Consider the following 12,695-nt stretch of genomic DNA (forward strand, 5'->3'; position numbering starts at 1 on the left):
TGATTTTTGTCTACATCTTGAAAATTCTGCTCTTAATTAATTCCGGACGTTCTTCTATAATAAACAATCTGCATAGGTAGAAGCCCATTCATATCCAGCTGATAACATCCATTAAGATAGTAGGTGTATCCTGTAAATTAATGATTTGAAGCTATTTAATTTATTAAAAACCTTAAAAACAGAAAAGGTGCCCGGTTAAAAACCAAACACCTTTTCAAATATTATATTAAATAAACTTCCCTAACTCAGCGCAAAAAATTCAATAGCTTTGCGTTTAAAGTGTAGAGAAATCAAATGATTCCAAAAACTTCGTAGTGAAATTACCAGATTGAAAACCCGGATCATCCATTAACTTGATATGGAATGGAATTGTAGTTTTAATACCTTCAATTACAAATTCCTGCAGAGCACGTTTCATTCTTGTGATCACTTCCTCACGCGACTGACCGCTAACGATCAATTTCGCAATCATCGAGTCATAGTTTGGCGGAATGGTATATCCGCTATAAACATGTGAGTCAATGCGAATGCCATGACCACCAGGGAAATGCAAATTCGTGATTTTTCCAGGAGAGGGACGGAAACCATTTGCAGGATCTTCCGCATTGATACGGCACTCCATTGCATACAATTTAGGGGTATAATTGATACCTTTAATTGGTTCTCCGGCGGCTACTTTGATCTGTTCTTTGATCAAATCGAAATCAGTAACCTCTTCTGTAATCGGGTGTTCAACCTGGATACGGGTGTTCATTTCCATAAAGAAAAACTCACCGTACTTGTCAACCAGGAATTCAACCGTTCCAGCACCCTCATATCCGATAGCCTGCGCACCTTTGATAGCAGCGGCACCCATTCTTTCGCGAAGTTCAGGAGTTACAACCGGTGATGGCGTTTCTTCAACTAATTTCTGGTGACGACGCTGAATCGAGCAATCACGTTCAGACAAGTGGCAAACTTTACCAAACTGATCACCGATAATCTGGATTTCAATATGGCGTGGCTCTTCAACAAATTTTTCCAGATACAAACCATCGTTTCCGAAAGCCGCAGCAGATTCTGTACGGGCATCATTCCATGCCTTTTCAAATTCTTCAGGCTTGTTGATGATACGCATACCACGTCCACCACCTCCTGCTGTCGCTTTCACAATAACAGGATAGCCAATGCCGATAGCAAGTTCCTTCCCTTGTTCAATCGATTCTAGCAAACCTTCTGAACCAGGAACAACAGGAACGCCAGCTTTGATCATAGTCGCTTTGGCCGTAGCCTTGTCGCCCATTCCATTAATCTGAGCAGCAGTTGCACCGATAAATTTGATACCATAATCGGCACAAATCTGAGAAAATTCAGCGTTTTCAGACAAGAAACCGTATCCCGGATGTATGGCGTCTGCGCCGGTAACTTCGGCAGCAGAAATAATATTTTGAATGCTTAGGTAAGACTGACGGCTTGGCGGTGGTCCGATACAAACTGCTTCGTCAGCAAAACGCACGTGAAGGCTGTCACGGTCGGCAGTTGAATACACTGCAACCGTTTTAATGCCCATTTCACGGCAGGTTCTGATCACACGTAATGCGATTTCACCTCTGTTGGCAATGAGAATCTTTTTAAACATGAAATTTAATTAAGTTTTTGAAGACCGGTCATTGCCGTTAAATAGGTTCAACAAGAAACAAAGGCTGGTCAAATTCTACCGGAGTGGCATTTTCAACCAAAACTTTCACAATTCTTCCTGAAATTTCAGATTCAATTTCATTGAACAACTTCATCGCTTCAATCACGCAAACTGTTTTTCCCGGTGCGATTTCATCTCCAACACTCGCAAACGCTGGGGTTTCAGGGCTTGAAGCGCGGTAGAAGGTACCGATCATCGGTGATTTGATTGTAATCAAATTTGCAGATGCTGCTTCTGCCGGTGCAGCAGGTGTCGAAACTGACGACTGAGCCGCGGAAGAGGAAGCCGTGTTGCTTTGGACAGGAGCCGGGGCAGAAATTTGTGCCGGAGCAACAGATGCGACCGGAGCGGAACCGTATCTTTTTACTTTAATTTTAAGATCAGTTGTTTCAATGTTTACTTCATCAAGGCCAGACTGGGCGATGAAGTCAATTAGTTTCTGAATTTCGTTAGTTTCCATTTAGTCAAGTTTATACAGTTGCAGGAATTGTAAGCCTATGATTTTACTCTTTCTACGTAGTCGTAGGTGCGGGTATCTACTTTGATTTTCTGACCTTCTTCGATAAATAAAGGTACCATGATACGTGCACCTGTTTCTACCTCGATCGCTTTTTTCGGAGAGTTTGCAGTATCTCCTTTCAAGCCTGGTTCAGCATAGGTCACTTCTAATTCTACAAATGGAGGCAATTCACAAAGTAAAGCAGCATCTGTTTCTGTGTTGATCAGGATTTCAACCTCCTGTCCTTCCTTCATCAAATCAGCGGCTGTTACAAGTTTTTCATCGATCAGAACCTGATCGAATGTTTCTGAGTTCATGAAGTTATAACCAACTTCATCTTTGTATAAAAACTGGAATTTATGTCTTTCTACGCGAACCGGAATAATAGTAGCACCGGAAGAAAAAGTATTATCCAGCACTTTTCCGGAAGTCAGGCTTTTAATTTTAGTACGAACAAAAGCGTTTCCTTTACCAGGTTTTACATGTTGAAACTCAATAACCTGAAAAAGGTCATGGTTAAAATGTATCACTAGTCCGTTACGTAAATCTGCAGTCGTTGCCATGTTTAATTAATAAAAAATGTATAAAATCTTAAATGAAAAAATGAATAATGAAACACGATCATTATTCATTTTTCATTAGTCATTCTTTTTATCGTAGGCCCATTTCAAATACAGCGCTCCCCAGGTGAATCCTCCTCCAAAGGCCGCAAGTACAAGATTATCGCCTTTCTTAAGTTGTGATTCATAATCCCACAAACAAAGTGGTATGGTAGCGGAAGTGGTATTTCCATATTTCTGGATATTCACCATTACCTTATCCATTCCAACGCCCATTCGGTTGGCAGTCGCTTCAATAATCCTTCTGTTTGCCTGATGCGGTACAAGCCAAGCAACATCTTCACTTGCCAGATTATTTTTCTCCATGATCTCGGCAGAAATATCAGCCATGTTTTTCACGGCAAATTTAAACACCTGTGCGCCATCCTGGAATACTGAATGCCATTTGTTGTCAATCGTCTCGTATGTAGGCGGAAAGCGGCTTCCTCCTGCTTTTTGATGCAGATAAGGATATCCTGCCCCATCTGACCGAATGATGGAATCTACAATCCCATAGCCTTCTGTGTTTGGTTCCAAAAGAACAGCTCCTGCGCCGTCTCCAAAAAGGATACAGGTTTTTCTGTCCGTGTAATCTACAATGGCAGACATTTTATCTGCGCCAACGACGATTATTTTTTTATATTTTCCAGTCTCGATAAACTGAGAACCTATTGTCAGTGCGTAAACAAATCCGGAACAAGCAGCCTGAATATCAAAACTTCCTACGTTTCTGATTCCCGTCATATCGCATATCAGATTGGCAGTACCAGGAAAAATAAAATCGGGGGTTGTAGTAGCGCAAATTAATAAATCAATGTCTTCCGGAGACGTATTGGTTTTGGCAAGTAACCCTTTTACAGCCTCAGCGCCCATATGTGAGCTTCCTAAACCTTCTCCTTTAAGTATGCGACGTTCTTTAATGCCGGTGCGGCTAACGATCCATTCATCGTTTGTCGCCACCATCGTTTCCAATTCAGCATTTGTTAGAATATAGTCAGGCACATACCCGTGTATTCCTGTTATAGAGGCTCTTGGTTGGGTCATGGTTAATTTCTAGCATTCAAAATTCAAGTGAATTCTGGTAAAAAATAGTATCAGAGTTTTCGCAAATATAGCTTTATCGATCATAAATCAGTTCAACGCATTTGCAATATGCAGATATGCTTTTGATTTGACTTGTTTATATGCCCATCCAAGCATGTTCTTAATTGCCAGCGGCGAAGAAATACCATGGGCAATCATTACATTACCATTTACTCCGATAATTGAACTTCCGCCGATGGATTCATAATTTGTCTGATCGATGAAATCATCCTGAATCCCTTTTTGTTTGGCAATTTCGTAAAACGACTCTCCTAATTTAAATAATACATTTCCTGTGAAACCGTCTGTAACGATCACATCTGCCTTGTTAGTGAAGAGATCTTTCCCTTCAATATTTCCAATAAAATTGATTTTTTTATTATCCTTAAGCAGCGGATAGGTCGCCTGAGCAGTCAATGAACCCTTCTGTTCTTCTTCTCCAATATTCATTAATGCTACACGAGGACGTTCAATCTGGAATGTGTGTTGAACAAATAAAGAGCCGATTTCGCCAAACTGCGCCAGAACTTCCGGTTTGCAGTCTGCATTGGCACCAATATCCACCATGATGGCGTATCCGCCTCCAACCTGAGGTACATAACCTGCAATAGCTGGTCTTAAAACTCCCTCGATAGCTTTTATGCTAAAAAGAGCACCTACGTGCATTGCGCCAGTGTTCCCTGCGCTGCAAAAGATGTCAATTTCTTTTTCTTTCAGAAGCTTAAATCCAATTCCTATACTTGAGTTGGGCTTTTGAGAAAGAGCTTTTGTAGGGTGCTCACCCATCTCAATAACATCTTCAGCATGAATGATGTCAACGACTGACGATGAGAAATTATTCTGGCGAAAAATCTCCAAAATAGCATCTTCCCGGCCAATTAACACGATTCGGGCATCCGATGGCAGTTCGGAAGTGGCTTGCATAACCCCTTCAACTATTGCTTGTGGAGCTAAATCTCCCCCCATAGCATCTACCGCAATTTTCATTTACACGCTGTTATTTTGTACTAAAAGTTAGAAATCGAAGGTGTAAATTTAGCAGTTGTGCCTTAGTAAAAAAGAATTTCGCAACAACTTTTATACGGCTGTTGCGAAATTGGCATTCTTATCATCAAAAATTAAACCGTTTTGGCATAATTTTCAACAACAACTTTGCCTCTATAAACTAGATTTCCTTCGTGTACGTGCGCACGGTGGAACTGATGAATTTCCCCTGTTGAAGAATCAACTGACAATTGCTTGCCTGTCAGGAAGTCATGTGCTCTGCGTGTATCGCGACGGGTTTTGGAAATTTTCCGCTTAGGATGTGCCATGATGCTTTATGTTCTGTATGTTAATATTCGGTTTGAAAAACTTTTATATCGCAGCCCGGAATTAATCCTGGTTGCCTTTTAATTTTTTTAATGCTTCCCAACGTGGGTCAATTTTTTCTTCAGATTCGTCGCCTTCTTCACTTTCGTCCTCTTCTTCTGAAGAATAGACAAGAATTACTTCGTCGTCGTCCAAATCATCATCATCGAATTCTTCGTCACGAAGACTAGGATGTAATTTTTTTACAGGCAGCGAAAGTGCGATGAATTCGAAAATATATTTCGCAACATTGATACGGTTCGTATTTCTGTTTATAATTTCAATCTCGTCGGTCAGTTCTTCATTGCGATCTCCGAATTTTAAAATGATTCGTTCATCCGAATCAATCGGCTCTTCAAACGGTTCCAAAGTCCTGTCGCAAAGTAATTCAACCGATCCTTCAGTATGAAAATGAAGCTGGATCATCGTAGCCGATTTTGTCAACACAACATGTGTTTTAAAATGACCATGTTCAATTAAATCCTGCTCTAATTCTTCGAAAAACGCGTCTCCCGACTCCATATCATAGTCATACTGTTTGTCTTCCAAACCGTAAATGTCTATGTTGTATTTACTTAGCTCTTTCACTATTTCTGTCAAAAGGACTGCAAAGGTAGTGTCTTTTCGTGTTAATAAAAAAACTATCTACAATTTTTATTGATTTGAACTGAGGGATTTAACATTGAACATGCTGTTTCCCAATACAAGACGACTTTTTACTGCGTTATGACCTAGATCTTGCGTGCAGGATTTCCGAAAAACGTTGTATTTGCAGGTACATTCTCTACAACCACAGATCCTGCGCCGATTCTTGCATTTTTTCCAATTTCAATACCGGCAACAATAATGGCTCCTGATCCAATAAATACGCCATCGCCGATCGTCACGCGGTCGTTGATTACAGCTCCTGCACCAACGGTAACATAGTCACCAATTTTTGCGGAAGTTTCAATAACAGAGGAAGTCTGAAATAAGGAATGGCTTCCCAATGTTGAAAGCGGTCCTACTATGACGCGAGCTCCAAATAAGTTGCCATGACCAACTGCGGCCATATCGGAAATAATTGCGCTTTCGTGAATAGCGTTAACGGGCATGCTTTTAAAACGTTCGTTTAATCCTTCCGTTAATTGTTTCCGGACAGAACGTTCGCCAACGGCAACAAATGTTTCGCATTTTTCGCCAATAATATTGATAAAAGCTTCGTCGTCTGTCGCGCCCAAAACGCTTACATCGCCAAACTCTTTTCCATGCAATTCCTTGTTGTCGTCCAGTATACCGTAGACGAGCACATTATTTCTTCTAAAAATATCAAGTGCCTGCATTCCTAATGAACCTGCACCAAAAATTAAAACCGGATTTTCCATAATTGATTAAAATTTCATCAAGACAAACAGGGTCCGATGAAAGAGGTAATTGTATTGTTAATAAATCTGGGTGGAATTTCTTATCAGGTTCCAGGTTTTTATATCCCCAACTGATATTTCAAAACTTGCAGAATGTTGTTTTTTTTACAAAAGTACGGATTTTACAGGAACGTTACACGAAATACAAACGGGCTTCCGTAAGGCGACAGATTTTCCAGATTATAAGGATCTATCTGATTGTTATAGTTAACATTATAAAGTGCCGTGAAATGTACTGCCCGGATCAGTTTTCCTCCAGTCGGCTGGCTATATGAAGCGCCAAACATCGGAGAACTTAACCAGGTTCTTTTCTGATATGACATGGGTACATTTAAAGTTTCATATTCCGCGATGATATTCACGACCGGAACAATCTGGTACATCAAAAAAGCACGTCCGCCGTAATTGATCGTATTATAATTGTAGTAACTTGATTTGAACCACATTAAAGTGGCACCAACGCCACCCACCAGTTTGTCGGTAATCTGGTAGCCAGCCATAGGAGAAACATTAACGTTTGTAAATGTCCCGAAGCTCAAACCAAAACTTCCTCCCAATCTTATTCTTTCCTTAAACGCAAGATTTTTTAAGTCACTTTCAAGTTTTTGTTTTTCAACCGGTGCCTTTTTTTCAACCGGCGGCACTTCGTTTCTGATCGGCCTTTCTTTCTTCACAGTATCCGGACGGTAATATTCGTCGGTTTGGGCAAATACTACTGAATTAAATGATAGTGTGATGATAAATAAGCAGGATAGGAGGATTTTCCTTTTCATTTTTAAATGGTTTATTTTAATATTGTTAATACTAACGCAAAATTCTTAACTTTTGGTTTATTATTGATTAAGCCCTCATCAATTCTGCCTCATTCACTGTTTGACTGCCTATGCATTATCACATTTCTGTAACAGACCCTGCTTCTCATTTCTTAATAATTACCTATACAATTCCTGAAATAACGACGGATCGGATTGAAATTCAGTTGCCTGCGTGGCGCCCGGGGCGTTATGAAATTCAAAATTTCGCCAAAAATATTCAATTTATTGAAGCAATTTCAATAAGTGGTGATAAACTGCCAATACGCAAAATCACAAAGGATCGTTGGGAGATTAATACAAATAATGAAAAGGAAGTTCAGATACGCTATTCTTACTACGCAGCCATTCAAAATGCAGGGAGCAGTTATGTCGACGAAGAGCTCTGGTATCTCAATTTTATTAATTTTTGTTTTTATACAGAAGGTCGCATCAACGACGAATATCGCATAACGCTTGCATTGCCGGAAACTTTTAAAATTGCTTCTGGCCTGGCGTCTGACGGACTAAATAAATTAATTGCCAGAGATTTTTACCAGCTGGTTGACAGTCCTCTTTTGGCTTCAGAAACTTTACAAAAGTCAGACTATACTGTTCGCGGGGTTCAGTTTCATATCTGGATGCATGGCCGCCTGAAGCCAAACTGGAAACGGATTCAGCGTGATTTCAGAAGATTTTCGAGAGAGCAGATCGCTACAATGGGAGATTTTCCGGAAGAAGAATACCATTTCCTGAACCTGATCCTGCCACATGCGTTTTATCACGGTGTTGAACATCATAATTCTACGATGATCGTTTTAGGGCCCGATGATGAGGGAGAAGGATTGTATACTGATTTGCTGGGCGTAAGTTCGCATGAACTCTTTCATGCGTGGAACATCATCCGGATTCGTCCAGTCGAACTTTTGCCTTACGATTTTACAAAGGAAAATTATTTTGAAACCTGTTTCGTCGCGGAAGGCTGTACTACTTATTATGGTGATTTATTTTTGAAACGTGCAGGCGTTTTCAACGATGAAGCTTATGTGAAGGAATTACAGGTTTACATGAAACGGCATTTTGAAAACAGTGCGTCTGCGGCGCAGTCACTGGCGCAATCTTCTTTCGATCTTTGGCTGGATGGATATGAAAAAGGAATTCCGCACAGAAAGGTTTCTGTGTATCACAAAGGTGCGTTGGTTGCGATGATATTGGATTTATACTTAAGAAAAAAATCCAACCATGAGGTTTCTCTGGACACCGTTATGCAGATTCTTTGGCAGCGTTTTGGCAAACCTTTTATAGGATATACCATCGAAGATTACCAGAATATTGTGGAAGAGGTGGCTGATGAAAAACTGGATTGGTACTGGCAGGATTGTATTTTCACCAACGAACCTCTGGAAACAAGATTGAATGAAGCACTAAGTTTTGTCGGGCTACAAATGACAACGTTTAGTAACGGAAACATTCAGCTGAATGTCCAGGACGATTTTAAGGCGAAAATTCAACGCGACAAATGGCTTGAAACACGGCAAATATTGTCGGATGAAGAAGAGGAATAGGGTTGGCAATCGGCTTTCAAATTTTTTGAATATAAACACTTATCAGTTTTAAACGTGAATTTGAGTTTATATTTAACCTGATCTTAAAGTACACTGCTGAAAGCTGACAGCCGAAGTCAATTTTTTAACACATCCTTCAAAGCATCCAATAAATCCGGGAACTGGTATTGAAAATCGGTTTCGTCCTGGATACGCTGATTGATGACGTAATTACTTCCCAAAACTACATTTGCCATTTCACCGAAAGTTAGCCGGAGCGCAAATGCAGGAACATTTGGGAGCCACTGAGGTTTATCAAGAGCTTTGCAAATTAATTTGGTGAAATATTCATTTGTTGCAGGCGGTGTCGCAACAGCATTATATGCACCATCCCAGGATTCATTTTCCATGCATTGGATATATAGCGCACAAAGATCATCGATATGAATCCACGAAAGCCATTGTTTTCCTGAACCCAACGGTGCACCAAAGCCAAATTTTGCAGGTTGAGCCATTTTTGGTACCGCTCCGCCGTCATTGCTCAATACAATCCCGGTTCTCAATTTCACGGTTCTCACACCTAATGCAGCAATTTGATCTGCGGCCTTTTCCCATTCAATCGTTACCTTAGATAGGAAATCCTTTCCTGGTGGCGAGTGCTCGGTATGTTGAAGATCTCCTGTATCTTCCCCATAAAAACTGCTTCCGGATGCGGAGACGAATGATTTAGGTTTTATATTTAATTCTTTGAATTTTCTTGCAATGAGTTCTATACTGTCCGTACGGCTGCTGAATATTTCTTTTTTTCGCTCTTCCGTCCAGCGTTCATCCGCTACTCCGGCACCGGCAAGGTGAATCAGATAGTCTGTATTTTCGAGTGCACCCGCTTCGATGTAATTATTTTTCACATCCCATTCATAGACTGTAACAGAAGGAATGTTTACTTTTTTTCGGGTCAAGTACGCGACTTCATAGCCTTTTTTAAGAAGGAAAGTCGTAAGTTTTTTTCCGATCAGACCTGTACCTCCGGTAATCAAAACTTTTTGTGCCATAAATTCTTTCATAAGATGCTAAAAAGGAGAGGTACAAAAATGGTGCCGCATTAATCAATAATTGTATTTACTTCCTTCGGCGGCTCCTGCTCGATTGCTTTGGTGACCCGTTCAATGATGCTGTCGATGGATTCCTCCGGCAAAAAGTGCATGGGAGGCTTGAAATGAACGGTCAGCGTGGTATTTCGCTTTTTGAAACGCAGTCCTTTTTTATCAAATGCTCTTCTGAAACCATTAATGACAACAGGAATCACGATCGGTTGGTGTTCTTTAATTAAATATGCAGTTCCTTTTCTAACCGGTGCAAAAGGCTTTGTAGTGCCTTGTGGAAAACTCACTACCCAGCCATGTTTCAAGCCCATTCCTATTTTGTCCTGTGCAGAATTGTCAAGTTCGCGTTTAACATTTTCGCCGTTTGCACGCCAGGACCTGTCGATGGTTATTGCGCCGCCTATACTAAATAATTTCGGCAGAATTCCTTCTTTCATTGTTTCAGAAGCGGCTACATAATAACAGCGGGCTCTGGGTGAAAACAGATAAAATGGTGGTGAAATGGTATCTTTATATCCCCATTTGGTTGCACAGAAAATATGATAAAATGCGATTACGTCGGCGAAGTAGGTCTGATGGTTTGACAGGAAGATAACTCCGTGATCGGGCAGATCTACAAGTTGTTCGCTGCCTGTAATTTTTATTTTATTTACCGCCGTATAGCGATAATAGGTAAACCAGCCGATCACGAAAATGAAAAAGCGTTTAATGCTCAGGAAATTGCCGAAAGGATCTTTTTCGAACAGTCCCAGAAAATCAAATCGTGCAAGCCACGGCGGAAGTGCACTGAATATACTTTTTTTTGAATTCATTTAGAAAGTATGGTTCAATAAAGCGGCTCAAAGTTAGTTGTCATGTTGAGTTTGGATCAACAATATTTTAAAAATTTGTTAACGAAGGTAATATATAAAGAGATTCTTTGATTTAATAAAAACTACGCCACAAGTCAGGCGTAACCAAAACGTTATTTTCCAGTCAAATATATAATCAGAACTATTGGCATGATTCTTTGATTACCGATTAATACTTAGTTAATTTTGACCAGCTCACTAACAAAAAATACCCAAAAATAATATGACTATAAAGTATCAATCACACATACTTGCCTGCGTTTTGGCGGCTGGAGTTTTTTCTGGTTGTTCGAAAAATCCTGTAACTGGGAAAAATGAAATTATTTTCATGTCGCCTGAAAAGGAAAAGGCGCTAGGTGCAGAGTCGCATCCGTCAGTAGTCGCTTCGATGGGGTTGTACGACGATAAAAATCTTACTGCTTTTATTAACGAAAAGGGAAAGGCAATGGGAAAAATTTCTCATCGTCCTGATGTAAATTACCAGTTTTTTATTGTTGACTCTCCGGTTGTGAATGCGTTTGCTGTTCCGGGTGGTTATGTATATTTTACGCGCGGAATCATGGCGCATTTCAATAATGAAGCAGAATTCGCAGGGGTTTTAGGACACGAGATCGGGCACATTGCAGCACGTCATTCGGCTAGTCAGCAAACGAAACAGGTATTTACCCAAGGCGTTCTGTTGGCAGGATCTGTTCTTTCTCCAACTTTCAGAAGTGTGTCAGAACAGGCTTCGCAAGGTTTGGGATTATTATTGCTAAAATACGGTCGGGATCATGAAACCCAATCTGATGAGTTGGGTGTTGAGTATTCAAGTAAAATTGGATACGACGCCAACGAAATGGCAGATTTCTTTGGGACACTGAAAAGAATCAGTGAAAAATCCGGACAAACGATTCCAACCTTCCAGTCTACTCACCCGGATCCGGGAAACAGGCAGGTTAAGGTTAAGCAGCTTGCAACTTCCTACCAGTCATCACATCAGGCAAAATATGATGTAAACCGTGATGTGTATCTCCGTAGAATTGAGGGTTTAATTTACGGTGTTGACCCAAAACAAGGATTTGTGGAAGGTGGTCAGTTTTATCATCCAGGCCTGAAATTCCAGTTCCCTGTCCCATCTGATTGGCAGACGGAAAATACTCCGGCTCAGTTTCAGATGGCTTCGAAAGATGGTAAAGCGATGATGCTTTTCACAATTGCTGAAGGAAAAACGCTGGATGAAGCGGCTCAGACCATAATCAAAAATTATGGTTTGCAGGTTTCGGAGAATAACAAAACGACGATCAACGGTAATCCTGCGATTGCGATGATTGCAAAACAGGTAGCACAGGGACAAACTGCCGCCGCTGCTAATGCTGCACAAATTGCAAGCTGGCTTATTCAGTATAACGGTTCTATTTATGTCATCCACGGAGTTGCTGCAAGTACTGACTTTGGAGCAAATTTGAATAAGTTCAAATCAGTTGCACAAGGTTTTAAATCGTTGACCGATGCTTCTAAACTGAACAGGGAGCCGGATCGTATTCGTATCAAAACGGCTCAAAATGATGGGACGCTTAGGGATGCTTTGAAAAGTGCTAACATGCCAGACAGCAAACTGGAAGACCTTGCTATCCTCAACGGTATGGCACTGACGGATAAAGTTACCAAAGGAATGCTTTTTAAAACTCTGGGTAAATAATTTTCGAGACATGTCGGCTGCGACTATGTCCTAAGACTGACACAAAGACCACTTGTATTACTGAATTTTCAGTTTTGCAGGTGGTCTTTTTGCCATTAGTCAGCCGGTAGCTA

General features: G+C 40.6%; 13 protein-coding genes. 2 read left to right on the plus strand and 11 right to left on the minus strand.

Features of this window, described 5'->3' with window-relative positions; all coding sequences use genetic code 11:
* Positions 1–274: 274 nt before the first annotated feature.
* The 9 genes from accC to BMY70_RS17380 form a co-directional block, all read right to left on the minus strand.
* Positions 275–1,618, minus strand: coding sequence for an acetyl-CoA carboxylase biotin carboxylase subunit (accC, locus tag BMY70_RS17340; RefSeq protein WP_090337340.1), 1,344 nt, complete (start codon positions 1,616–1,618; stop codon positions 275–277).
* Between the two features lie 37 nt (positions 1,619–1,655).
* Complete coding sequence (gene accB / locus BMY70_RS17345) at positions 1,656–2,138, minus strand: acetyl-CoA carboxylase biotin carboxyl carrier protein (RefSeq protein ID WP_090337342.1); 483 nt, start codon at positions 2,136–2,138, stop codon at positions 1,656–1,658.
* Between the two features lie 35 nt (positions 2,139–2,173).
* On the minus strand, positions 2,174–2,740 hold the full coding sequence (gene efp / locus BMY70_RS17350; RefSeq protein ID WP_090337344.1) for an elongation factor P: 567 nt from the start codon (positions 2,738–2,740) through the stop codon (positions 2,174–2,176).
* 75 nt (positions 2,741–2,815) lie between these two features.
* A complete protein-coding gene (locus BMY70_RS17355; protein WP_090337345.1) occupies positions 2,816–3,820 on the minus strand; it encodes a beta-ketoacyl-ACP synthase III in 1,005 nt (334 codons plus the stop codon).
* 87 nt (positions 3,821–3,907) lie between these two features.
* Entirely contained in the window at positions 3,908–4,846 is a 939-nt protein-coding gene (plsX, locus tag BMY70_RS17360; RefSeq protein ID WP_090337348.1) for a phosphate acyltransferase PlsX, read from the minus strand.
* A gap of 131 nt (positions 4,847–4,977) precedes the next feature.
* On the minus strand, positions 4,978–5,172 hold the full coding sequence (gene rpmF / locus BMY70_RS17365; protein WP_090337350.1) for a 50S ribosomal protein L32: 195 nt from the start codon (positions 5,170–5,172) through the stop codon (positions 4,978–4,980).
* Positions 5,173–5,233: 61 nt separating this feature from the next.
* Entirely contained in the window at positions 5,234–5,797 is a 564-nt protein-coding gene (locus BMY70_RS17370) for a YceD family protein (protein ID WP_374754714.1), read from the minus strand.
* 143 nt (positions 5,798–5,940) lie between these two features.
* Complete coding sequence (locus BMY70_RS17375; protein WP_090337354.1) at positions 5,941–6,573, minus strand: acetyltransferase; 633 nt, start codon at positions 6,571–6,573, stop codon at positions 5,941–5,943.
* Between the two features lie 161 nt (positions 6,574–6,734).
* Positions 6,735–7,385, minus strand: coding sequence for a hypothetical protein (locus BMY70_RS17380; RefSeq protein WP_090337356.1), 651 nt, complete (start codon positions 7,383–7,385; stop codon positions 6,735–6,737).
* Between the two features lie 110 nt (positions 7,386–7,495).
* Between BMY70_RS17380 and BMY70_RS17385 the strand changes: the two genes are divergently transcribed.
* The gene (locus BMY70_RS17385; protein WP_090337358.1) at positions 7,496–8,968 is read left to right on the plus strand and encodes a M61 family metallopeptidase; all 1,473 of its coding nucleotides are present in this window, start codon (positions 7,496–7,498) and stop codon (positions 8,966–8,968) included.
* 116 nt (positions 8,969–9,084) lie between these two features.
* Here the strand turns inward: BMY70_RS17385 and BMY70_RS17390 are convergent, their stop codons facing one another.
* Entirely contained in the window at positions 9,085–9,999 is a 915-nt protein-coding gene (locus tag BMY70_RS17390) for a TIGR01777 family oxidoreductase (protein ID WP_090337359.1), read from the minus strand.
* Positions 10,000–10,049: 50 nt separating this feature from the next.
* A complete protein-coding gene (locus BMY70_RS17395) occupies positions 10,050–10,862 on the minus strand; it encodes a lysophospholipid acyltransferase family protein (RefSeq protein ID WP_090337360.1) in 813 nt (270 codons plus the stop codon).
* 262 nt (positions 10,863–11,124) lie between these two features.
* Here BMY70_RS17395 and BMY70_RS17400 point away from each other — a divergent pair, with 262 nt between their 5' ends.
* The gene (locus BMY70_RS17400) at positions 11,125–12,582 is read left to right on the plus strand and encodes a M48 family metalloprotease (RefSeq protein WP_090337362.1); all 1,458 of its coding nucleotides are present in this window, start codon (positions 11,125–11,127) and stop codon (positions 12,580–12,582) included.
* Positions 12,583–12,695 lie beyond the last annotated feature (113 nt).

The organism is Dyadobacter koreensis, from assembly GCF_900108855.1.
GTDB lineage: Bacteria > Bacteroidota > Bacteroidia > Cytophagales > Spirosomataceae > Dyadobacter > Dyadobacter koreensis.